The sequence below is a fragment of the Mucilaginibacter sp. genome (assembly GCF_041663085.1).
In the GTDB taxonomy this organism is placed as follows: domain Bacteria; phylum Bacteroidota; class Bacteroidia; order Sphingobacteriales; family Sphingobacteriaceae; genus Mucilaginibacter.
On the sequence record NZ_JBAZRC010000022.1, the window covers coordinates 1 to 23,514 of the forward strand.

The window sequence follows — 23,514 nt, forward strand, 5'->3', positions numbered from 1 at the left end:
CCTGCATAAAACGGTGCGCAATACGCCCGCAGCCAATGATGCCCCATTTTGTCATAATATAAAGTCTTAAGTCCAGAGCCTTTAGTCAGAAGTTAAAAATGCGATTTAGTTTCCAATAAAAAAGCCTTAAGCTGATATTTCAACTTAAGGCTTCCTGACTAAAGACTTTCGACTTCGGATTTATTATTGGTACTGGATATAAATTGGATACGGGCTGTATCTTGATAATACCTCTTGTGGTGTAAGCATGTGGTGAGGTGCTTTCTTGATATCGTTTTTGTAGAACAATTTAAAGCCTGTAAACTGTACCGGCTCCTGGTTAATAAAGTAACGGTAGGTGCCGGTTTTCAGGTCGGGTTCGCCCCAGCCGTCCATATCCATAACCACTTGCACTTCAGGGCGTAATTTGATGTTTTTGTAGTTGGTAACCATCTTTTTAGTAAAACGGTGTACTATTAAAATTTTTGGAGGTAAGCCGTTCTTTTTTACAATATTGGCTAAATAGCCAGATACGTAGTTGATGTCTGCAGCATCATAAGTACCTATTTTTTTACCCGGTTTGCTGCCATCCTTCATAGAAAACTCAGGGTCCATACCAAAATGTACCTGTGGCATTTTCAGGTATTTTTCAAACAGAGGCAATTCTGCCTGTATGTTGCTTAAGGCTACCTGTACATCTAAAAACACAATGGCATGCGCTTTTTTGGCCAGTACTAATACGCTGTCAATTTGTTTAAATGGCATACGGTAACGGTATTTGCCATCTTTACCACCATCGCCCTGTGCAACTACAGCAATGTAGTGTAAGGCTGGTTGTACCGGCGTTTTTGGGTCGGCTTTTTCCCATGCTTTTACTTCGCCTTTTAGTTTGGCAAGCATTTCGTTTGGCGGCAATTCGCCAAGGATCCCCATCTTTTTAGAGTATAGGTTACCGTAAAAAGAAACCACACGCTTAAATGGTAAAATAGCGCCACCCACCGGGTAAGGCTGGTTTTTCACCGGCCATCTGCCGCTGGTATCGTTATGCGCGTTAAACTTTAAAAGTTCGTCGTATTTGGCTTTATCTGTTGGCGGATAGGTTGATTTTACAATACTTAAAGTATCGGGTTCTTCACCTTTAGCTTTCGCGGTGGTGTCGCCGGCTTTTTTAGCGGCTGTTTTATCGCTGCCGCTTTGGCTGCACGAAGAGATTAATGCTAATGAACATACCGCGAATAGTGCGGGGAAAATAACGCTTTTTAACTTCATAGGATCGATGGGGTATGAGTGTGTGCCCGGTGTACCGGCTTTAATGTGTGGTTAAATATAATGCTTGTTAATATAAATATAGTACTTGGTTAGCTTTTATTTTTATAAAACTTACCAAATACGCCCAGCGGCAATTTAGAGCCCGCTGTAGCCTGCAGGTATAATTCGCCAATCTCTAAATTTTCAACTTTAGGGTACGCGTTTTTGATCAGGTTTTCGATAATTACCGATGAAAAACCAAGCGAGTAGGTATTGAGTATCAGGAAGTGTTCTTCAGGATCAAGCAGTTGCATTACATCGCTCATCATCTCGTTAATGTTATCTTCCAGTTTCCACTTTTCGCCATTGGGCCCGTTGCCGTATGCGGGTGGGTCAAGGATGATGCCGTTGTAGGTTTTGCCGCGTTTTACTTCGCGCTTTACAAACTTCAGGGCATCTTCTACCATCCAGCGGATATCTTTTAGGCCCGATAATTCCTGGTTCTCATTTGCCCAGGTAACCACTTGTTTTATCGAATCAACATGTGTGGTATCGGCACCTGCCGCACGGGCTATTAACGATGCACCGCCGGTATAGGCGAACAGGTTAAGCACCTTTGGTGTTGGCGTTTTAAACTTTTTAATGTTGTCTGATATATAATCCCAGTTAACGGCCTGCTCCGGGAAAATACCCAGGTGCTTAAACGACGTTAACCCCAAACGGAATTTTATAGCTACATCATTGTTCTTGTATTCAATGTGCCAGCGGTCGGGTGTTTTAGGATCTTTCTTTACCCAATCGCCCGCGGTTGCGCTGCGGCCTTTAAATTTTATATGGTGCAGGCGCTGCCATTCGGCAGGGCTAAGGGCTTTGCTCCACACAGCTTGCGGCTCGGGGCGTATTAATATAGTATTACCAAACCTCTCCAGTTTTTCAAAATCGCCGCAATCAATCAGCTCGTAATCTTTCCAGTGGGTTGGGGTAAGCAGTTGGATCATTTTAAAGTATCAAGTAGTTAGTATCAAGTATCAAGATTTTACAAATATCAGAATTTTAGGCGTCAATGCCGTGCCTAATTACTTGATACTTGCTACTCGATACTAACAGACCTATAATTTCTCTTTAGCTGCCTGCATAAACTTGCTGGCGAATACAAAGTCGTTTAGTTCTTTATTGTCCGTTTTGGCAATTTCCTTATTTGAGCCCTCCCACCATTTTTGGCCCTGGTGTAAAAAGATGATATGATCACCAATACCCATTACCGAATTCATATCATGCGTTACCACTACGGTGGTCATGTTATATTCAATGGTAAGATCATTGATCAGGTCATCTATCAGGATGGAAGTTTTTGGATCGAGGCCGGAGTTTGGCTCATCCACAAACAAAAACTTTGGCTGCATGGATATGGCGCGGGCTATACCTACACGTTTTTTCATCCCGCCCGATAGTTCTGCCGGGTAAAGCTTGTTTTTATCTTTAAGGTTAACCCTTTCCAGGCAAAAGTTGGCTCGGTCGCGTTTTTCGGCTATTGATTGATTGGTGAACAGGTTAAGCGGGAACATAATGTTCTCTTCAACCGTCATGCTATCAAACAGGGCCGAGTTCTGGAAAAGCATCCCTATTTGCGTACGGATGGGCACACGTGCGGTAAAATCCATATCGGTAAAGTTCTCATTCTCAAAAAATACCTTGCCTTTTGTAGGCTCGTGCAGGCCCACAATACATTTTAGCAACGTTGTTTTACCCGAGCCCGAGCCCCCAATAATAAGGTTGTTTTTACCGGTTTGGAAAGTAGCACTGATGCCCTTAAGCACATCATTATCGCCAAAGGTTTTATAAATATCTTTGATCTCGATCATAACATTAAACTGGTGATCATAAGGTCGGCAAATAAGATCCACACACAACTAAAAACCACACCCCGGGTTGCCGACTGGCCAACCTCAAGCGCGCCGCCTGTTGTATAAAAACCCTGGTAAGAACATATAGAAGCGATGATGAAGCCAAATACAAACGCTTTAACTAAAGCAACCCTTACGGTTAGGCCATCAAAACCATCGTTAACACCCATCAAATAATCTGCGGGGGTAATGCTGCCGGTTACAATACATGCAATGTAACCACCTGTAATACCCAATGCTATTGATATGATAACCAGCAAAGGTATCATGGTAATGGAGGCCAATATTTTAGGGGCTATTAAATAGCCCGGCGCGTTAACCCCCATAATTTCCAAAGCATCTATCTGCTCGGTAACACGCATGGTGCCAATGTTTGATGCAAAGTTTGAGCCCACGCGCCCTGCCAGTACCAATGATGATATGGTTGGGCTAAACTCCAGGATGTTGGAGTCGCGAGAGATGCTGCCGGCAATACTGCGGGGCACCAGCGGGCTTGATAGCTGGAAAGCTACCTGTATGGTTGTAGCCGCGCCAATAAATACCGATATGATACTGATGATACCTAATGAGCCAATACCTACTGATACCATCTCGCGCATTACTTCGGCCCAGTAAACCTTAAACTTTTCGGGTTTTTTAAAACTTAAACTTAGTAATAGTATATATTTTCCTAAACTTTGAAACATCTGCTAACTGTGAAATTGGGTTAAAAATACATTTTTTAATATTAAGGCTATATTGCCTGTTCTAATTCACTTAATTTAATTAGATATTTATTACATGATACAAACTAAAAACGCCATTATAACCGGAGCAACCAAAGGCATTGGCCGGGCTGTTTCAATTGCTTTTGCTAAACAAGGAATAAACCTGTCAATTTGTTCTCGCAACGAACAAGAATTATCTGCTTTTAAGCAAGAGCTGCATAAAATTAACCCTAAAATTACGGTTGTTACCCTGCTTGCCGATTGCAGTAAGCGCGATGAGGTAATAAATTTTGCCGCATTCACCGAGAAAAAGCTGGGTTTCGTCGACATTATTGTGAATAATGTGGGTATGTACAAGCATGTTTCTATACTTAATGATAGCGAAGATTCTTTCCAAAAACAGATAGATACCAACCTGATGCCATCCTATGAACTGTACCGTTTCTTCGGTAAAAGTATGGTTTCTGTCGGTAAAGGGCATATTTTCAACATATGCTCTGTAGCAGCCCTAAACCCCATAGCAGAGGCGGGTGTGTATAGTGTAACTAAGTATGCGTTATTAGGTCTTAATAAGGTAATGAGGCTCGAAATGCAGGGACATGGTGTTAAAGTAACAGCAATAATCCCGGGGTCGACATTAACAGATTCCTGGAAAGGCGTTGAGGTTGACAAAAACACAATGGTGCTCCCGGAGGATGTAGCATCGGCAATAACAAACATATTAAATATGAGCGCCGGTGCCAATGTTGACGAACTGATAATAAAACCTGCACCGGGCCAGATATAGTAACCAAACACTTAAACTAAGATAATGGAAAAGAAACTTTATAGAGACGAACAACGCAAAACAGTTGGCGGTGTTTGTGCAGGCTTAGCCGATTACTTCGGCGTTGATGTATCAGTAGTACGGGTAATATTTGTACTGGCTGTGTTTTTAAAAGGTATAGGTATACTGCCATACATTGTATTGTGGATAGTATTGCCAAAAAAACCGTTCAATTATACCGACCCAACCTACCAGCCGGGCGTTACACCCGGGTTTAACCCTAAATACGGCCAGCCTTTTGGCGATGTAAAGGTGGATTATACCGTGCCGCCGCCACATACAGTGGGCCAGCCGTTTAGCCCGTACCCTCCGGTTAAAAAAACATCAAACGCGGGTGTAATATTCGGTGTGATATTGATAGCGCTTGGATCTATATTTTTGCTTGACCAGTTCGACTTTATTCCCGATTGGGACTTTGAAAAACTATGGCCTGTAGTATTGGTAGCAGTTGGTTTAACTTTATTATTTAGCACAAAAAAACAGCCATGGGAAAAAGAAGGCTGGCATGCCGATAAAGATAAAAAGGAGGCCGACTTTAGCGCCGAAACCAAAACCGATACAACAGAAGACCAACCAAACGATAACACTCCAACTATATAATCATGAAATACGAAAAAATTATACCAGGCCTGATCCTGGTTCTGTTAGGAACCGTGTTCCTGTTAGATAATTATCATGTAATAGATTTTCACTGGGGCAATTTATGGCACCTATGGCCCATATTTTTGATAATGGGTGGTGTAAACCTGGTGTTTGCCAACAATAGGGCCCCCTGGGCTACAGCCCTTAAAGTAGGGGTAGTTATACTGGGTTTTGGCTTACTGGTATTTGGCCATTTCGAAAACCGCTGGTTTTCTCCTTTCGGCGGCAATTGGCATTTTAATGACAATGGCTGGTACAAAAATGATGGAGGCGACTACGATGACAATGACGATGATGACAATGACAGCGATAGCACCGGCATTGTAAAAGTTGAAGGCAGCAGCACCTACACCGAGCCATATTCGGCAACCGCAACAGTAGCCAAACTTAACATCAGCGGAGGCGGTACTTTATATACTTTAAAGGATACTACCAACCAGCTTTTTACAGCAACTACCCGCGAGCGGTACAACAGGTATGAGTATACACATACTATGGAAGGCACCGTACCAGTGCTTGATCTGCACATGAAAGATAAAAAAGGCCACATCCAGTGGGATACTGATAAGGGCAACTCTGCAACTATTAAACTGAATACAAACCCGCAATGGGATATTAATGTAAAAGCAGGCGCAACCGAACTTGATTTTGATCTGGCGCCATTTAAGATCAGGAATTTGATCATCAATGGTGGTGCAGCATCATTCCACGTTAAACTTGGCCAGCCTGTTGCCGAAACCAATGTTGAAGTATCAACCGGCGTATCAGAAGTAGAGATAAAAGTGCCTGCAAACGCAGCATGCCGTATCACATCAGACTCGGGCCTGTCATCAACAGAGTTTAACGGGTTTGATAAAAAAGCGGATAACACTTACGAAACCCAGGGCTTTGGCGCTGCTACAAACAAAATAGTTATACATTTAAAAGGCGGTATATCTGATTTTAAAGTAATTAAATATTAATTGTTTTATTGCCGGATGGGATGCACAATGTTTAAATTTGAAGATCATGCAACCATCCGGCAATTTAATTTCTGAGCCTACTGCTACCGACCAATATATCCTGGTCATCAAAGGCAAGCCTGAGGGGCCGTTCAGTATTGAACAATTGCGGGAGCATAAAATTAAACCCGGCGACTTTGTAAAAACCCCGGCGATGGACGATTACAAGGAAGCGCATGAAATAGCTGCTTTAAGGCAGCTATTTGGCTTTAGCAGGCGGCCTTTACCCATGCAATACTTTGGCAGCTTTGACCAGCGCGCAACCGCCGCCGTTATAGATTGGCTTATTATACTGGCAGCACTTGTTTTGTTAGCCTTTGTAGTAATGCTGATACTGTTAGTTGCCCTCCCCGGCGATGATAATAAGATGATCCGCATTGGCATTACCATTGGCATTATAGCGTTTACCCCCATCGCCAAAATAGTTTACAATACAAAAATGGAAAGCGGCCCTAAACGGGGTACAATTGGGAAGCAGCTCATGAAGATCCGCGTATGCGATATTTATGGCGAACAAATAACCTCCTCGCAGGCATTAGGCCGTAACCTGGGCAAATACCTGTCTACAGCTACTCTTTTTATTGGATACCTGATGTGTTTTTTCACCAAAAAACAGCAATGCCTGCATGATATGCTTGCCGAAACCCTGGTGATTAAAGACCGGCTCGACGGATAACTCTCTTCCTTTTATCCGCGAAATAATTGTTAAAAAATGTTAATTCTACGAATTATTCGTAGAATGACTAATTTATTAGTTATGTTTGTGATGTATTTATTAATCAACCTTAAGTTTAAAGATATATCACAGTTATGAAAAAACTAATTACCTTATTTTTAGGCGTGTGTGCTGTAGCTACAATTGCAAAAGCGCAAAAGCCCGATAGCACCAGAGCGGTAGCCCATTATAAGTTTTCGCACCTGCGCGATACCACCAAGCCCGATGATATTTATACCGAGAACATGGTTTTGTTTTTAGGCAGGAGCGCTAGCGTTTACAAAAGTTTTGACCGTAAAACGCAGGATGCCCTGATGCGTAAACAAGTGGCGGAGCAGGTTGCTACAAGTGGCGGTGGCACTATCAATATAAGGATTAAAGGCGGCCGGGCCAGCAATACCGAGTATTTTACGTTTGCCGATCAGAAAAAATTTATCAGGAAAGAGAAACTGGTAAACAACTACCTGATAGAGGAACCCATGCCGGTTATTAAATGGAAGATAACCAATGATACCGCAAGCTTTTCGGGCCTGAAATGCCAGAAGGCAACCGCGCATTTTGCCGGCAGGGATTACACAGCATGGTTTTGCCCGGATGTTCCTTTTCACAGCGGCCCGTGGAAACTGATAGGCTTACCGGGGTTAATTGTAGAAGCCTACGATAACAAAAAACAAGTAGTATTTAAATTTGACGGACTGGATAATGCCGACAAACTGGAGAAACCGGCGCCGGGTGATGAAGCGGGTACCATAAAAACCGGTGGCACGGTTGTAAAATTAGTTGGCATGGCCGATGATGTAGACGACCCATCTGTTATCGCCCTGCCATCAACAGGAATAAGAGCCAGCGAAAAAGAATTTACTAACCTAAAGGAAGCCATGAAAAAAGACCCGCAGGCGTTTATGCAAGCGGCAATGGGTGGCTCGGGTGCTAGTGCCAGGATGAACGCTAACCCAAATTCCACGAGTAAGTTCCAGGTTTCGTCAGGCCCGGTTATCAATAACCCGTTAGAACTGCCAGAGAAAAAATGAGCCGGATATACAAACTGGGCGCGGCATTCATTTTTTGTATGCTGTGCTCTGCCGCGGGCTTTGCCCAAAGCCTTAAAGGTACGGTTACCGATAGCCTGGGCAAAGCCATATCATACGCCAGCATTAACCTAAAAAATAGCAGCAACTTAATTATTGCCTACACCAGCAGCGATAACAAGGGGAATTATACACTACAGATCCCCGCTGATGCCGATAAAAGCGGACTGGCACTTGAAGTAAGCTGTGTTGGGTTTAGCAAACAAAGTAAACAGGTTGCATCTGTAGCCGCCGCTTATGATTTTAAGCTTGCCAAAGCTATTAACCAGCTGCAAACGGTAACTATTAAGGATAACCGGCCCCGCCTGCGCGTGCATGGCGATACAACTGATTACAAGGTGTCAGACTTTAGCAGCCCCCAGGATAGGGTTATTGGCGATGTGATCAAAAAACTGCCGGGTATTGATGTTGCTAAAGATGGTAAGATCAGTTACAATGGTAAAGCCATATCTAACCTGTACATAGGCGGCGATAATTTACTGGATGACAAGTATAATATCGCCACAAGCAGCATCCCTAATGGCGTGGTTGATAAGGTACAGGTGATGGAAAACCATCAGCCTATAAAAATGCTGAAGGATAAAGTGGTAAGCGAGGATGTTGCCCTTAACCTCACCATGAAAAAAGATGCCAAAATGCAATGGGTTGGGCAGGAAACTGTTGGCGGTGGGTTGCCCGATAAGTACTACGCCGACCTTAACGCCATGATGTTTAAGGATAAGTATAAAGGCATCAACTACTTTAAAGCCAATAATACCAGTAATGATGTGGCAAATGATCTCATCTCGCACAATTTATCGAGTTACCTGTCAAGGTTGGATAACGATAAACCCGGTACGGTACTGTCATTAGGTACCGCCGGCGACCCTGATCTGCCGCGCAACCGTTACCTGTTCAACCAGTCGAGTCTGTTGAATTTAAACAACCTGGTTAACCTTAAAAAGGATGTACAGTTGCGTGCCAATGTATCGTACCTGCGCGATAACCAGAAACAGAGCTACACCAAGTTAAGCGAGTATTATTTGCCTAATGATACCATCAGGTACGCCGAGGTACAAAACAACCGGCGCAGGCCTGATATTTTGCACAGCCAGCTTGCATTAAATGTAAACAAGGATAAGTACTACCTGAACAATAATTTTATTGCCGATTACAGCCGCAACACCGGCTACTCGGCGCTTAACACAAACGGTACGCCCGTTAACCAGGTTTTTAAGGATAATTTGATGGATATATCCAACGAGTTTAACCTGATGAACACGTTTAAAAGCAATAAGATAATAGAGTTTTACAGTTATCTTAACCGCAGCACCGAGCCCGAGAACCGCGTGATTGACCCGGGATTGAACCCTGATATTTTTAACAATAACGTTGCCTACAGGCAGCTAACCCAAACGGTTGATATACCATCGTGGTTTACCAATAATTATGTGAGCTATAAGATCCCCGGGAATTTAATGACGCAAAGCTACAAGGCCGGGTTTAGTATCCAGTCGCAAAAGTTGCAATCAGCATTGAATGTAACTCAGCTGGATAATTCTGTTAATTTGGTATCAGACAGCGCGGTGAACAACCTCGACTGGCAGCGCCGTAAGGTTTATGCCGAGGCCGGTTTTGATATCCCGGGGGATAAATTGAAGGTGGGTGTTTCGTTGCCGTTGAATTTGCAGCAGATAAGCTATAAGGATAGTTATTATGGCCTGAATAAAGACCTTACCCGGTTATATTTTAACCCGCGTGCATCGTTAAAATACCAAACCAGTGTAGAAAACTATGTTTCGTTAGGCTATAATTTCCGTAACGATATCGGTAACATCCAGGATGTTTACAATGGTTATATCCTGCAAAATTACCGCTCGTTATATGCCAACAATGCCGACCTTACCGAGCGTAAAACGCAATCGGCCAACCTGGGCTTTAATTACCGCAAGGCTATTACGCTGTTCTTTTTTAGTGTGAATGCAGGCTATACGCACATGAATGCCAACAACATAGCATCGAGCATATTAACCAATAACATACAGCAGCGTATTGTGCTGCCGTTTGATAATAATATGGATTCGTGGATGGGGAGCGGCTACATCAGCAAGTATGCCTTTAGCTTACGTACCACCCTGAGTGCGGGTGTATCGGTACAAACCACTAAGCTCAACCAAATTCAAAATAACATCATCCTGCCTTATAATACCATTTCAACCGTTTATAGTGTAGGTGCTGACACCAAGGTGAGCGATAAAGTAAACTTTACCTACAAGGCCAATTACAGCCAAACAACCAGCAGTTCATCCGCGGTAGCGCAAAAAAGTAAAGTTGAGCGTTTGATACAGCAGGGGGCGGTAAACTATAACCCGTTGGGTAACCTGTTCCTGAGTGCCTCTGCCGATCATTACTACACCCACCAGCAGCAGTCTAACGATTTGAAATATGTTTTTGCAGATGCATCTATGCGCTACAAATTCAACAAAATAAAAGCAGATATAGAGATAAGCGCGCAAAACCTGTTCAATACCAAAACGTACAGCGCGCTGTATCTGTCGGCAAATACATTTACCAGCAGCTCGTACACCATACCGGGGCGGTTTTTGCTGGCGAAGGTTACGTTTAATTTATAGAGAGTGGAAATAGAATGTTTTGTAATGATACAAGTGAAATTATAACTTTCAGCTATCTGGAAGCGTGCCGAATTCCCGATAAAAACCATTAAGCTATTCTTTGTTTAATTTCTTGTGGTATAAGTAATCAGCTATCTTAAATATGGCGTAACTCTTTTTGGTTACTTCAGCATTATCAAAAAAACGACCGCTGATCATCTTTTCAACCTGTTGCCCAAATTTAATAGAGCTGCTTTTGAATTTAAGGCCGTTGTACGTAATCACCCAAGGGGTAAATAAATAGTTGGGTTTATAGTCAAAATTTTCGGCTATCAACTTTTCGCCGTTCTTTAATACAAATATTACCCGTCTCCAAACAGTGGTAGTACTAAAAATACTTTCTGATTGTAAAAACACATCGTTTATATCTTGTTCGGGTATAAATGATAATGAGTCTGCTACATTTTTATAAAATTCAAAATCTATGTTGTCGCCTGGGAATGTATAAAAATTGTCGAAATCAAAACTGGGGATATTTGATTTTTTCATTTTCTTCTTTTCGCCATCTATCATTTGCTTGTAGGCTAAAATATCGGCACCTGAAATATTTAGGTCGGTTAAAGAAGCATTTAATAAGCGGGAGTTATCTATGATGCCAGCCAGTTTAAAAACTTCCTCTTGCTTAAATGTCGATTTTATATTCGCAAGGTAGGAGGGGGTGCTTGTTTTTTGCCTCAAAACAAAACTGCCGCCCTTTTTGATATATGACCGTATTGAATTACCTGAAGCGAAACAACCCTGGTAACCGCGTTCGAAATGCATTTCAACTATTTGCGCAGGGTCATATAAAGTTTTAGGAAGGTTGAATTCCTTAATTATTTTGTTTTCGATATTAACACGATAGTATTTTTTTAGATTATCATCAGCTATGATTAGGTTGCCGTTCAAACTACAGGCGTTTGCTATCTTAAAATTTACCGTCATGAACCTATACCACTGCTTTTTATCTTTGTCTAACCGCAGGATATCGCCACCTGAAAAACCATAATCTTCGCCGGTTAATGTAACTTTTAGGTCTGGTTCGGGGATAGGCAATTGGTTTGTCAACAGATCTGAAGCAACAAAGTCCTTAGGGCTGATATTATAAATTTTATCAGAATCATAAGCGAACAGTTTTCCGTTTTTTACCGCAATTGCAACAGGTTGTTTATCTAAACGCTTAGCAGAATCCCAGATTTTATTAAATTGAGGATCAAAGAGACTTACTGAAAGATCTTTATTTATGATGTATAACCCATCTTGTTCAGTTACTTCAAAGTTTGCTGCTTCGGGGAGATATTTCCAGTCGATAACGTTTGATTTGGTAATAAAAACTCTGCCCTGTTGGTTAACAATATAATGGTCTCCAAAAATTCTTACTTTATAAATTTCGGGCCTTTCATTGTTATTAATGCGTCGATACTTTTTTTGAGTAAGTGGAGTAGGGATCTTTTGCCAGGTTTTACAATTATCGGTTGTTTTGTATATTACATTCCATGTAGAACCAAACAGACCAGTGATTTCATCTTTAGCAAAATGTACGGTTACAAACCTGAGGTTACCTGTTGGTTCAACCTTGCCGAATGATTGCCAGGTTTTGCCTTTATCTTTTGTATGATAAATTAGTTGCGAACTACCGCTCATCCAGGCTTTACCGTTATTGTTTATGTAAGCGGCATCAATCCAGCTACCCACTCCAAACACTATTTTTTCCCAGGTTTTACCGTGATTACCCGACCAGTACACAAAATTCGGATTGCCCCCGGTTTGTATAAAACCTGAGATCATCAAGGTGTCTTCAGAAAAAAAATTAATTCTTTCGAACGTCTCGCTAATACCTCCTAATCCATCTAACGAGCCATAAGGCCCAATGCCCCAGGTATTGCCAATGTGATTTGTGAAATAAACATTGCCGGCTTTTGTTGCAATCCATATCTCTTCAGATGGCGAGATGCCAAGCTCTGTAACCCAACCCCTAACCGGCAGCCTTGCTGAGTATTTATCCTGGCAGAAAACTGAAACCCAAGGCAATAAGAAGAATAATAAGGTTAGGGTCTTTCTCATGTAACTTCAAAAAAAAGCACAGGTGTAAATATTATTACACCTGTGCTAAAGATTCTAAACAGCGTCAGACAGTGAGCTAAACGTAAAGTCCCTTATGCGCATTGGCGGTATCAGGGCGCTTTGGCTGCTTTCGCCGCTCACGGTACGCTCTGCTTTACCAAGTGCATCCAGGTTGTTCAGCATAATAACCGGGCTTTCGTTAAACCTCAGGTTTTTAATAGGGAACTTGATCTGCCCGTTCTCTATATAAAAAGTACCGTCGCGGGTTAAGCCGGTGTATAGTAATGTTTGCGGGTCAACCGGGCGTATGTACCACAGGCGGGTTACCAGTATGCCTTTTTCGGTGCCTTTTATCAGGTCCTCTAAACTTTGGGTGCCGCCTTCCATAATAATGTTAGCAGGGCCGGGAACAGGTTTTACGCCTTTTTTTTGCGCCCAGTAACGCGAGTAGCTGAAATTTTTAACAACGCCTTTTTCTATCCAGCTCATTTTGCCCAGCGGCTGGCCATCGCCGGCCCAGTTGCTGGCGGGCAGTTCTGCATTCAATGGGTCCGAGTAAATGTTCACCCGTTCATCCACCAGTTTTTCGCCAAGGCGGGTTTTGCCGCCCGGTTTGCTTAAAAAGCTGCGGCCTTCATCGGCGCTGCGGGCATCAAGGCTGCCGTATAATTGCTCAAGCAGTACAATGCCGGCGGCAGGTTCAAGTATCACGGTATATTTACCCGGCTCAATAGCTTTGGCACCGGTTGATCCTGCTGCTTTTTGTGCTGCCCGTTTGGTAAAGGTAACAGCATCCATTTTAGCAACATCGTTATAATCTTTAGTGGCATAGCCCGATCCCTGCCCATCGGCAGTACGCAGGGTTACCGAAAAGTTAATATCGGTTGATTTATTGTACGCGAACAAACCCTTAGAGTTCATCATGGCGCTGAAACCTGCGCTGCTTTCTAAAAAGCCGGCAGCGGTAAGCTTATTGTCTTTTGATATCTGCAGGCTATTGCCTACCAGGGTGGTGCGCTGCGCGGGTGTCATAGCCGCGGTTGCAGGTACAAAGGTTTGTGCTGCAGGGCCATAAGTTTGCGGGCCAAGCATCGGCATGTATTCGGGGTTCTCTGGCGCCAGTTGTGCCAGCTCTTCCGATTTTTTTACGGCTGCTGCAATAGCGGCATCGCTATAATCATTCAGGGTTATAACACCCAGCTTTTTACCAAATGCCGATGATATGGCCATGCTGGTACTGCTTATAGCACCGCTTGTTGATACCGTGTTGCGTGCGTACCTTATATTGGCCGAGTCAGATCCGTTCAGGTTTATTTCACATTCGTCGGCTTTTGAATAGCTGAGCGCTTTTTTCATGATAGCGCGGCATTCATCTTCAGTTAAAATAGCCATATGTTTATATTTTTCTTGCTGTATTAATTACGTTAACCCCGTTAAAACGGGCTGTTGATGAACCGTGCGATACCGCGCTGGCCTGCATAGGCTGGCCCTTACCGTCAAAGAAAGATCCGCCTAAACGGTAGTCGTCTTTATCGCAAACTGCCGAGCAGGCGTTCCAGAACTCCTGGGTGTTGGCCTGGTAAGCTACATCGTTTAGCATGCCTACTATCTTACCATTCTTTATCTCGTAATAAAGCTGCCCGCTAAACTGGAAGTTGTAACGTTGCTGATCGATAGAGAATGAGCTGTCGCCGATGATGTAGATACCTTTCTCCACATTTTTGATCATATCTGCCGGAGAAAGTTTTTCCTTGCCCGGTTGCAGCGATATGTTCGGCATGCGCTGGAATTGTACATCGCGCCAGCTTTGCGAGTAGCAGCAGCCTTGTGATTCTTTCAAGCCGATGATATGCGCCTGGTCGCGGATGGCCTGGTAATTTACCAGTATGCCGTCTTTAATAATATCCCATTGTTTGGTGCCAACGCCTTCATCATCATAACCCACAGCACCAAGCGAACCCGGCTGCAATTTATCGGCTACAATGTTTACGTTTTTGCTGCCAAAGTTAAATTTGCCTGTTTTCCACTTATCTAAAGTAAGGAAACTGGTACCGGCAAAATTGGCCTCGTAACCCAGCACGCGGTCAAGCTCTGACGGGTGACCAACAGACTCGTGAATGGTTAACCACAGGTGGCTTGGGTCAAGCACCAGGTCGTATTTACCGGGCTCAACCGATTTTGCTTTCAGCTTTTCGGCGGCCTGCAAAGCTGCAGCCCCGGCATCTTCCAGCATATCGTAGCGGTCGCGGTATAAAGTGGTTTGGCTTTTTATCTTTTCGCTTTCTTTAGGCATCAGGTACTCGTAACCCATTCCGCGCGGTGCGCTTAACGAGCTGCGGGTTTCAAACTTGCCCGATGTTTTGTCGATTTTAGTGACCTGGAATACCGGCCAGATGCGGTGGATATCCTGGTCTATATAAGAACCATCGGTTGATGCAAAGTATTTTTGCTCGTTCACCATAAACAATACCGAGTTAACATAGTTGGCGCCATTTTTAAAAGCGGCGTCGTTAACAGACAGTAAGAGGTCGGTTTTTTCTTTCATCGGCACCTCAAAGGCATTACGCTCTATAGGTGTTTTCCAGGTTACTTCGCCGTACCCTTTTTGCGGTGCAAGCTGCACCGGGTCGGTTTGTATACGCGAGTTTTCTTTGGCAATGGCTACAGCCAGTTCGGCAGCGCGTGCTATGCTATCGTTATCCAGCTTATCTGTTGCGGCAAAGCCCCAGCAGCCGTTGGCAATAACGCGGATACCCATGCCGTAGCTTTCGGTATCCACAATATTTTCGATGTTTTTGTCGCGGGTAACCACAAATTCGTTAAGGTAGCGGCCAAGGCGCACATCGGTATAAGTGGCGCCTTTTGCGCGTGCGGCGTTAAGGGCTACATCGCTCATGCGTTTTTTTATGGCTACGTCAACGTCCCGCATACGGGTGCCCGGTACAACCGGCGAACCAAGCGCGGTAAACTGGCTGAGCATGGAGGCACTGATGCCCATGCCCGTAAGGTAAAGGAAATCTTTTCTTTTCAAAGTGGGTCAGTATTTATTGCCTAAATATAGTAATTTGATTTGCGGATGTGCAAATGTGCGGATGTGCAGATGAGAAAATATGCCGATCATTTAAATTCCCCTCTTTGAGAGGGGTAAGGGGTGTGTTATAAAAGCGATTAGAAAAGCAAGTGTTGTGGTGCTTTGGTTACGGTAGTACCGCTATCCGCTATACATGGTATATGCTGCTATCGGGTTTAGGGTGTGTGCTGATGAGCAGATATTAGGCACACGCGGTACGCGTGCCGCCAGCAGGGATTTAATCCAGGTTCAGGGCAATAACCCGTATACATAAAATTTCACCAAACGATGGTGGCACTATATTGTCAGTAGTGAAAATATCAACTATTTGATTATCAGGATTTAGCAAGTGTTCACAGGTGTTCACTGCAGTGAACGTGAACACCTGGAGGTTAATGGTTCCACAGCCTCACCGTGACAACCGCTCTCAATTCACTCAATCAACCACTCACCAACACCTACCTGTTACGCGTCAGCACGTAGGTTTTGGCAAACTTATCGTGCCAGGCCTGGCGGTGGTCATCCCATAAAATAGCGAGGTAACCAATGCCCAATACCGTGCCCGAAACAAATTTGCCCAGGTTGCGGAAAAAGGCTTTCATAAAGCTAAGCCTGCGGCCGTCGGCATCAACCACTACAATACCGCACACCCTTTTGCCTATGCTGCCCTGCATTTTGCTTGCCTCGCAAACGGTGTTGTAAAAAACAACTATAATAAATGTTAGTAACAGGAATAGCGAATAGGTATTCACATCACCCATGGTGTAGGTGTTGTTCAGCAGCCTTTTGTATATGGCTAAAATAGTTGGCGGGACAAAAAACGAAAATACGATGCTGGTGAGAATATAGTCAATAAAATAAGCCAGCAGCCTTATCCAAAAGCTGGCAAGGTTATCTTCGGTAGGGAAGCAAATGCCCTGCGCTTCAAAATAATGAAAAAACTCGGGCAGGTCTGCCGCGCGTTCCCAATCTTCGGCCTGCGGCGATAATACCATGGTATCAAGCCCGGGGGCCATCTCAAGCACTTCTTCTAATGTAAAAGGGCCTTTTTCTTCGTCGTTTATTGATATGTAGTAACCGTCTGTCATGTGAATTATAAATCCCGATAAATATAGCGCTAATTGTATTATTGCGCACTTATGAATTCATAGCGTAAACAATAATGTTCACCCCGAATTTTGTGTTGTCCTCGGCCAGGAAACGCTTATTGCGGAAATCGTAGTCCCACTCGCAGCCGTAATCCTTACTGCTGTATAAAACGCCAATGCGGCCGTTTATTTCTATAGCTTTCAGATAATCGTGCACCAGGTCATCGCCCCATCCGTTCAGCTCGAATGATGTGGTGGGCGGGCCTTTGTCGAACTTAAAAAAAGAGCTGTACAGCTTGTGGTTATTCGGGATCTTCTTCATGGCCGCGGGCCCAAACAAGGCTGCCATCTGCGCCTCGAATGATTTGGCAAAAAGCCCGTCGATATCGTGGTTGCAATCATCAACAAATACAAAACCGCCGTTTTGCACATAGCTTTTAAAGTTGGCCTTCTCTTTGGCATCAAACTGTACCAGCTTATGCCCGCTTAAGTAGCAAAAAGGGTAATTAAAAATATCATCGCTGCTTAATGGGATAACCTTTTCATGCTCGTTGATAGGGATGGTGGTGTACTCCAGCAGGGAGTTGAGGATATTTGATGGCATGCGCTGGTCGGTATCCCAATCGCCGCTGTTGTAGCTTAATCTTGTAAAAGTGAATTTTTGCCCGTATGCCATCTGTTTACTAAACCCTAAAATTAAAACAAAATTATTGCCTGCCTCCATTAATAAACTTAACAGGTTGTAAAGTTTTAGATACTTTGTTGTGTTTTTGACAAAAATGCATGGTATTTACTGAAAAGCGTAATATCTTGTGAGGGGATTGGGTGAATGTATGCTCACCGGTCAATTGACTCACCCCGACATCGCTATGCTTGTCGACCCTCTCTGCTTTCGCAAAGAGGGTGAAGATGGGAAAAATGGCAAAACCCTCTTACCGCGCAGCGAAGAGCGGGTGGTTGGGCGCAGCAACGACCGGGTGAGTAAACTACGGGAATAAATTTTAATACCAAACACATTGGAACTGACCGAAAAAAATATAAAAGCCCTGCTTGAAAAATTACCGCAGCTAAAAGCCGAAATACAAAAGGTAATTGTAGGGCAGGATGCCATATTGGACGAATTGCTGGTGGCCTTTTTAGCCGGCGGCCATTGCCTGCTGGAGGGTGTACCGGGACTGGCAAAAACGCTGATCGTTAAAACCATGTCGCAGGCGCTGCACCTGGCGTTCAGGCGTATTCAGTTTACGCCCGACCTGATGCCGACGGATATCATCGGCACCGAGATACTGGAAGAAGACCACGCCACAGGCAAGCGTTTTTTTAAATTTAACAAGGGTCCGCTGTTTGCCAATATTATTTTGGCTGATGAGATAAACCGTACGCCACCCAAAACGCAATCGGCACTTTTAGAGGCCATGCAGGAATTTGAGGTAACTTATGGCGGGCAAACTTACCCGCTTGATAAGCCTTTCTTTATCCTGGCTACACAAAACCCTATTGAGCAGGCAGGTACCTATCCCTTGCCTGAGGCGCAGCTCGACAGGTTTTTATTGCTGATAAAAATTGGCTATCCAACACCCGAGGAAGAATTTGCGATACTAAATCGTACTACCGGCACCAAAAAGGCGGATGTACAGGCGGTTATCACCGCCGAAGAAATTATACAGGCGCAGGCGCTGGTAAGGCAGGTAACCATTAATGAAGATTTGACCCGTTACGTTAGCGAGATGATTCGCGCTACCCGCCCGGATACCACCGCTGTTAATTATGTGAAAGAATGGGTGCGCTGGGGAGCAGGGCCGCGCGCAGGGCAGGCCTTAATATTAACCGCAAAAGCACGCGCCTTACTTAAAGGAAGGTACGCTGTTTTAATGGAAGATATCCACGCTATGGCACCGGCTGTTTTAAGGCACCGTATACTCATGAACTTTAAAGCCGAAGCCGAAGGCATCAACTCTGACCGGGTTACCGAAGAATTGATAAAGGTAATTGTTAGGTCGGCAACTTTATAGTGTGTAATAACACGGAACTAATCTCTAATTAACTGATCTCTGATCACTAACCATGCTCGACCCTAAAGTATTAATGACTATTAAGGATTTGCCATTACTGGCGAAAACGGTTATTGATGGCTTTATGAATGGGTTTAACAAAAGCACCGTAAAAGGCCCCGGACTTGAATTTAGCCAGTACCGCAGCTACCAGCCGGGCGACGACCTGCGCTGGCTGGACTGGCGCATGTTTGCCCGCAGCGACAGGTATTATATAAGAGAGTCAGAAATTGAGACGAGTATCTCCGTCAGGTTTTTGGTGGATGCCAGCTCATCTATGAACCATGATGATAATGGGATCAAAAAAATAGAGTATGCTAAAGCGCTAACCGCCTCATTGGCTTACCTGGCTAATTTGCAGGGCGACTCGGTAGCGCTGAATGTTTTTAAAGATGGAGAGTTGTTCTCTATCCCGTCCAAACCCGACCCGCAACACCTGCAGCGGTTGTTTTACCACCTGCAACAGGTTGACCCTGCCGGCACATTTACAAAACCTATCCATTATAAAGAGCTTTTTGCTGGTGCAGGCCGTAAAGAGCTGCTGGTTTTTATAACCGATATGTACCAGGCCGATGGCGAAATTAATGCCCTGCTTAATTCTTTATCGGCGCTGAAGCATGAGATCATTGTGTTCCACCTGATGGGGCAAAATGAACTGGATTTTGATTTTAAGGGATTTTCCACACTGGAAGATCTGGAAACGGGAGAAACCATACAGGTGAATACTCAGCGTGCAAAGGATGCTTATCAGGAAAAGCTACACGACCACCTGGCCACCATCCGGAGCGAACTTTTGGGTAAACGCATTGCATACCGTATGATAAGCACTTCGCAGCCGCTTGATGCAGCCCTGCGCGATTTTTTGGTACAGCGTAAAAAGGGGGCAAAGTAGGCTATGCAGTTTTTAAACCCTATATGGTTCTTCGCGCTGGCCGCTATAACTATCCCGGTTATTATCCACCTGTGGAATATAAGGCCGGGCAAAACGCTGAAGGTGGGCAGCATCTCACTTATTACCGAGGCCTCAAAAAGTACAAAGCGCAGCTTTAAGCTGCTGGATATTTTGTTATTGCTACTTCGATGCCTTTTATTGATATTAATCGCCCTGTTACTGGCTGCGCCTGTTTGGCAAAAGTATGTAACTGCCCAAAAGAAGGGCTGGGTACTTATCCCGCGGGAGAGTTTAAAAGAAACTTACCAAAAATTTAAACCAACAATAGATTCGCTGGATAAGGCCGGATATGAGTTCCATTACTTTAATAGGGGTTTTGCAAAGCAGGATCTGAAAACCATACTGGCAGATTCATCATTAAAAGATACAACCATCAACGCCAATTATTGGAGCCTGGTAAAACAGTTGGCAAATCAGGTTGGCGACGCCCCTGTTTATTTATTCAGCCAAAACGGCATCGATCATTTTAAGGGCGATAAACCAAGGGTAAAACTGAATAGCCTGCATTGGCAAACGTATACTGCAAAAGATTCTGTTACTAAATGGATAGATAGGGCATTTATAACCAACAACGGCGCTATTAAAATAACCATTGGTAACAGTACGACTTCATCAACATATTTTACCACGCAAACCATACAAGGCCGTGGGGATAACGATGTAACTGTTAGTGTGCAAAACGGGCAGCCCTTTGTAAGCCTTAAAAATACTGCGCAATCTGTACCGGTTGATACATCTACCCTGCGTATCGCAATCTACACCGATAAACACCAGCTTGATGCGGGTTACCTTAAAGCTGCGCTGAGCGCTGCCACAACCTTTAACGGGGCCAAAACAACAATCAAACAATATAACAATGCAACCATACCTCACGGCCTAACATGGCTTTTCTGGTTATCAGAGCAGCAGGTAAAACCGGATCTGTTAAAAAACAGCAAAAATATTTTTCAACATGAAGCAGGCAAAATAGCAGATGTAAACTCATGGATAGATCCGGGCCATATTGCTTTGGCCAAAAGGATTAATTCAACAAACAGTTATGAGCCTGTATGGAAAGATGGTTTTGGCAAGCCTGTGTTAGGGTTGGATGGGAACACCTGGCATTTTTACAGCCGTTTTAACCCCTTATGGAGCGACCTGGTTTGGAGCGATGATTTCCCTAAGCTGATGTTAAAACTGTTATTGGGTAGCGGGCAAAGCCAACCAAAAGGGCACGAGCGCCGTATCTTTAATAACCGCCAGGTACAGCCGGAAATAATTTCACAATCCATGCCGCAGTCATCGTTTAAAACAACCCAACAAGCCGATCTATCCAAACATTTCTGGCTGCTGGTGGTCCTTTTATTGATCGCCGAACGCATCTTGTCGCACAAAAAATTAACGGGTAATGGCTGAGCAGGGCGGTTTACATAAAATACAAGGCCTGCGTCAACGCTGGATAGTTTACCACGTACTGGAGGATGTGCTGCTATCAGTTTACGCCGCGCTGTACATTGGCGCCATCGTGTACTATTTGCTTTCGCCATCAATATTATGGGGAATAATTGTCTTCCCCGTGGCGCTTATTATTTTATTGGTCATCAATCGCCCATGGCAAATGAGCGGGCAAAAAATAACCGCTTTTTTGAATAAGGAATACCCCGAGTTGCAGGAAAGCAGTCACCTGTTATTGCTGCCCGCTGCCGAGCTGAACCCCTTGCAAATTATAGCTGCCTCAAAAACCGAAGTTGTTTTAGCAGATCTTAAAATATCGCATAAGCCGTTCGCCAAGCGTTTGGTAGTTGCTTTTATATCGCTTATTGTAGCCACCGCATTTATATGGGCACTGGGTAAGATCTTCCATATCGAACGTATTTTTTACGGGAACAACCGCCCGGTTGCAGAATGCGCGCCGATGCCCAAAGTGGCCGAAAAAGTTTTACCACAGATAAGCAGCGTGAATATAAGCATTGTCCCGCCGGCATATACGGGTAAAGGCAAGCGCGAACAGGATAAATTTAACCTGTCGGCAGAAGAAGGCGCTGTGGTAGAATGGCAAATCAAAACCAATGTAGCCATTAAAAAAGCTTACCTGCTTTTTAACGATAAAGAACACGTTGCTTTAAAAAGCAACGGCGGCGGTACCAACTGGCATGCCACCAAAGCCATTACAAGCCCTGGTTTTTACCAGGTGAGTATTGATGGGAAACTATCTGACTTGTATTACATGCAGGTTGTTAAGGATAGCCCGCCAGTTATCCATATAAAAACGCCAAAGCAATACACTTATATTGATGCAGGCGAAGCACCAAGGGTTACCATAAATGCCGCGCTTAATGATGATTATGGCGTTGCTGATGCGGTGATTATAGCCACAGTTGCCAAGGGCAAGGGCGAGGGCGTAAAGTTTAAGGAATACAAACTGAATTTTGCGCAGGGTTTTGGTGCGCATAACGCGCAGTATGATGTACAGAAGCTGATCCAGTTGCCGGCTTTGAATGTGGAACCCGGGGATGAGCTTTACTTTTACGTACAGGCACAGGATACATACAAGCAGTTGAGCCGTACGGATGTGTACACCGTAAGCGTGCAGGATACCGCCGAATTGCTGAGTATGAATGGAATCATCAACGGCGTAAACCTTAAACCGGAGTTTTTTAGGAGCGAACGGCAGATCATCATTGATGCCGAGCAACTGCTCAAAGAAAAGGATAGCATCAGCGTTGAGAAATTTAATAACCGCAGCAATAACCTGGGTATCGATCAAAAATTATTGCGCCTGCGTTACGGTAAATTTTTAGGCGAGGAAGGCGAAGATGCCATCGGCGCGCCGGGCAACGACCCGGCAGACCCTGCTGATTTTAGCAACGCTGCCAAAATATTAAAAGAGTACACCGACGACCACGATAACGCCGAGGATGCGGGTTTTTTTGAACCTGCCATAAAAGCCCAGCTAAAAGCCACCCTTACCGAAATGTGGAAGGCCGAATTACAGCTGCGCCTTTACAAACCACAGGCGGCATTGCCATTTGCCTATAAGGCTTTACGCTTACTGAAAGACCTGCAACAAAAATCGCGGGCGTTTGTGGCAAAAACGGCTTACAATCCGCCACCATTGAAGCAGGAAAAACGCTTAAGCGGCGAGTTGGATAAGATCATCCAACCTATCAATAAACAAGATATTAAACCTGTTGCCGACCAGATGGATGCTTTGAAAAAAGCGGTTAACGTATTAGAAAGTTTAAAAACGAACCCGATTTTAAGCGCAGCAGATAACCGCGTTTTGCAATTAGCTAACCAGCAACTGGGCTTAAAAGCATCTGCAAAGCCGGGCGTTTATTTGCCTGCGTTGAACGCCATGCGCCGCATCTTATCAGCTACCCCGGCAAAAAGTAAAGATGTAGACCTGGCAGAGCGGGCATTACAAAGAACGTTAACCACGCTTAAAAAGATGCCTTCATCAAACGCTAACACTACGGATATGGGCCTGTCTAAGCAGTATTATAAAAACTTAAAGCAGGCAAACAGATGATGCAGGGCAGTTGGATTTATATAGTTTGGGCGCTTTGC

Annotated in this window: 19 protein-coding genes; 10 read left to right on the forward strand and 9 right to left on the reverse strand. The window is 44.2% G+C overall.

What is annotated here, in order from left to right; all coding sequences use genetic code 11:
- Nucleotides 1–183: 183 nt before the first annotated feature.
- From WC615_RS07035 to WC615_RS07050, 4 genes are all read right to left on the reverse strand, one after another.
- Complete coding sequence (locus WC615_RS07035; RefSeq protein ID WP_372977402.1) at nt 184–1,248, reverse strand: hypothetical protein; 1,065 nt, start codon at nt 1,246–1,248, stop codon at nt 184–186.
- Nucleotides 1,249–1,337: 89 nt separating this feature from the next.
- Complete coding sequence (locus tag WC615_RS07040; protein ID WP_372977403.1) at nt 1,338–2,225, reverse strand: class I SAM-dependent methyltransferase; 888 nt, start codon at nt 2,223–2,225, stop codon at nt 1,338–1,340.
- 111 nt (nt 2,226–2,336) lie between these two features.
- Nucleotides 2,337–3,089, reverse strand: a complete 753-nt coding sequence (locus WC615_RS07045) for an ABC transporter ATP-binding protein (protein ID WP_372977404.1) — start codon at nt 3,087–3,089, stop codon at nt 2,337–2,339.
- Nucleotides 3,086–3,817, reverse strand: a complete 732-nt coding sequence (locus tag WC615_RS07050) for an MlaE family ABC transporter permease (RefSeq protein ID WP_372977405.1) — start codon at nt 3,815–3,817, stop codon at nt 3,086–3,088. Before WC615_RS07050 ends, WC615_RS07045 begins: the two co-directional genes overlap by 4 nt.
- A 94-nt stretch (nt 3,818–3,911) precedes the next feature.
- Between WC615_RS07050 and WC615_RS07055 the strand changes: the two genes are divergently transcribed.
- The 6 genes from WC615_RS07055 (at nt 3,912) to WC615_RS07080 (ending at nt 10,722) form a co-directional block, all read left to right on the forward strand.
- A complete protein-coding gene (locus tag WC615_RS07055; protein WP_372977406.1) occupies nt 3,912–4,625 on the forward strand; it encodes an SDR family oxidoreductase in 714 nt (237 codons plus the stop codon).
- Between the two features lie 24 nt (nt 4,626–4,649).
- Nucleotides 4,650–5,264 carry a PspC domain-containing protein gene (locus tag WC615_RS07060; RefSeq protein WP_372977407.1) on the forward strand — a complete coding sequence of 205 codons (615 nt, stop codon included), beginning with the start codon at nt 4,650–4,652 and terminating at the stop codon, nt 5,262–5,264.
- Between the two features lie 2 nt (nt 5,265–5,266).
- Nucleotides 5,267–6,268, forward strand: coding sequence for a LiaI-LiaF-like domain-containing protein (locus tag WC615_RS07065; protein ID WP_372977408.1), 1,002 nt, complete (start codon nt 5,267–5,269; stop codon nt 6,266–6,268).
- A gap of 46 nt (nt 6,269–6,314) precedes the next feature.
- Nucleotides 6,315–6,983 (forward strand): RDD family protein, encoded by a 669-nt coding sequence (locus WC615_RS07070; RefSeq protein WP_372977409.1) that lies wholly within the window; start codon nt 6,315–6,317, stop codon nt 6,981–6,983.
- Nucleotides 6,984–7,117: 134 nt separating this feature from the next.
- Entirely contained in the window at nt 7,118–8,053 is a 936-nt protein-coding gene (locus WC615_RS07075) for a GLPGLI family protein (protein WP_372977410.1), read from the forward strand.
- Complete coding sequence (locus WC615_RS07080) at nt 8,050–10,722, forward strand: carboxypeptidase regulatory-like domain-containing protein (protein ID WP_372977411.1); 2,673 nt, start codon at nt 8,050–8,052, stop codon at nt 10,720–10,722. Before WC615_RS07075 ends, WC615_RS07080 begins: the two co-directional genes overlap by 4 nt.
- Nucleotides 10,723–10,815: 93 nt before the next feature.
- Here WC615_RS07080 and WC615_RS07085 read toward each other — a convergent pair whose 3' ends face one another.
- From WC615_RS07085 to WC615_RS07105, 5 genes are all read right to left on the reverse strand, one after another.
- Complete coding sequence (locus tag WC615_RS07085) at nt 10,816–12,804, reverse strand: YCF48-related protein (protein ID WP_372977412.1); 1,989 nt, start codon at nt 12,802–12,804, stop codon at nt 10,816–10,818.
- 54 nt (nt 12,805–12,858) lie between these two features.
- On the reverse strand, nt 12,859–14,196 hold the full coding sequence (locus tag WC615_RS07090; RefSeq protein ID WP_372977413.1) for a TldD/PmbA family protein: 1,338 nt from the start codon (nt 14,194–14,196) through the stop codon (nt 12,859–12,861).
- 4 nt (nt 14,197–14,200) lie between these two features.
- Nucleotides 14,201–15,835: a TldD/PmbA family protein gene (locus WC615_RS07095; protein ID WP_372977414.1), complete on the reverse strand. Its 1,635-nt coding sequence runs from the start codon at nt 15,833–15,835 to the stop codon at nt 14,201–14,203.
- 497 nt (nt 15,836–16,332) lie between these two features.
- A complete protein-coding gene (locus WC615_RS07100; protein WP_372977415.1) occupies nt 16,333–16,962 on the reverse strand; it encodes an RDD family protein in 630 nt (209 codons plus the stop codon).
- A gap of 49 nt (nt 16,963–17,011) precedes the next feature.
- Nucleotides 17,012–17,638: a DUF4159 domain-containing protein gene (locus tag WC615_RS07105; protein ID WP_372977416.1), complete on the reverse strand. Its 627-nt coding sequence runs from the start codon at nt 17,636–17,638 to the stop codon at nt 17,012–17,014.
- Nucleotides 17,639–17,978: 340 nt separating this feature from the next.
- Between WC615_RS07105 and WC615_RS07110 the strand changes: the two genes are divergently transcribed.
- The 4 genes from WC615_RS07110 to WC615_RS07125 are packed head-to-tail and all read left to right on the forward strand — an operon-like array spanning nt 17,979 to nt 23,476.
- A complete protein-coding gene (locus WC615_RS07110) occupies nt 17,979–18,974 on the forward strand; it encodes an AAA family ATPase (protein WP_372977417.1) in 996 nt (331 codons plus the stop codon).
- 52 nt (nt 18,975–19,026) lie between these two features.
- Nucleotides 19,027–19,905 carry a DUF58 domain-containing protein gene (locus tag WC615_RS07115; protein WP_372977418.1) on the forward strand — a complete coding sequence of 293 codons (879 nt, stop codon included), beginning with the start codon at nt 19,027–19,029 and terminating at the stop codon, nt 19,903–19,905.
- A 3-nt stretch (nt 19,906–19,908) separates the two neighbouring features.
- A complete protein-coding gene (locus tag WC615_RS07120) occupies nt 19,909–21,360 on the forward strand; it encodes a BatA domain-containing protein (protein WP_372977419.1) in 1,452 nt (483 codons plus the stop codon).
- The gene (locus tag WC615_RS07125; protein WP_372977420.1) at nt 21,353–23,476 is read left to right on the forward strand and encodes a hypothetical protein; all 2,124 of its coding nucleotides are present in this window, start codon (nt 21,353–21,355) and stop codon (nt 23,474–23,476) included. The genes WC615_RS07120 and WC615_RS07125 overlap by 8 nt, the downstream gene beginning before the upstream one ends.
- Nucleotides 23,477–23,514 lie beyond the last annotated feature (38 nt).

Coding starts and splice junctions, on each gene's coding strand:
- WC615_RS07060 (WP_372977407.1), top strand. CDS start 4,650: ATGGAAAAGAAACTTTATAGAGACGAACAACGCAAAACAGTTGGCGGT.
- WC615_RS07100 (WP_372977415.1), bottom strand. CDS start 16,962: ATGACAGACGGTTACTACATATCAATAAACGACGAAGAAAAAGGCCCT.
- WC615_RS07040 (WP_372977403.1), bottom strand. CDS start 2,225: ATGATCCAACTGCTTACCCCAACCCACTGGAAAGATTACGAGCTGATT.
- WC615_RS07055 (WP_372977406.1), top strand. CDS start 3,912: ATGATACAAACTAAAAACGCCATTATAACCGGAGCAACCAAAGGCATT.
- WC615_RS07070 (WP_372977409.1), top strand. CDS start 6,315: ATGCAACCATCCGGCAATTTAATTTCTGAGCCTACTGCTACCGACCAA.
- WC615_RS07080 (WP_372977411.1), top strand. CDS start 8,050: ATGAGCCGGATATACAAACTGGGCGCGGCATTCATTTTTTGTATGCTG.
- WC615_RS07045 (WP_372977404.1), bottom strand. CDS start 3,089: ATGATCGAGATCAAAGATATTTATAAAACCTTTGGCGATAATGATGTG.
- WC615_RS07075 (WP_372977410.1), top strand. CDS start 7,118: ATGAAAAAACTAATTACCTTATTTTTAGGCGTGTGTGCTGTAGCTACA.
- WC615_RS07115 (WP_372977418.1), top strand. CDS start 19,027: ATGCTCGACCCTAAAGTATTAATGACTATTAAGGATTTGCCATTACTG.
- WC615_RS07105 (WP_372977416.1), bottom strand. CDS start 17,638: ATGGCATACGGGCAAAAATTCACTTTTACAAGATTAAGCTACAACAGC.
- WC615_RS07085 (WP_372977412.1), bottom strand. CDS start 12,804: ATGAGAAAGACCCTAACCTTATTATTCTTCTTATTGCCTTGGGTTTCA.
- WC615_RS07090 (WP_372977413.1), bottom strand. CDS start 14,196: ATGGCTATTTTAACTGAAGATGAATGCCGCGCTATCATGAAAAAAGCG.
- WC615_RS07065 (WP_372977408.1), top strand. CDS start 5,267: ATGAAATACGAAAAAATTATACCAGGCCTGATCCTGGTTCTGTTAGGA.
- WC615_RS07120 (WP_372977419.1), top strand. CDS start 19,909: ATGCAGTTTTTAAACCCTATATGGTTCTTCGCGCTGGCCGCTATAACT.
- WC615_RS07125 (WP_372977420.1), top strand. CDS start 21,353: ATGGCTGAGCAGGGCGGTTTACATAAAATACAAGGCCTGCGTCAACGC.
- WC615_RS07050 (WP_372977405.1), bottom strand. CDS start 3,817: ATGTTTCAAAGTTTAGGAAAATATATACTATTACTAAGTTTAAGTTTT.
- WC615_RS07035 (WP_372977402.1), bottom strand. CDS start 1,248: ATGAAGTTAAAAAGCGTTATTTTCCCCGCACTATTCGCGGTATGTTCA.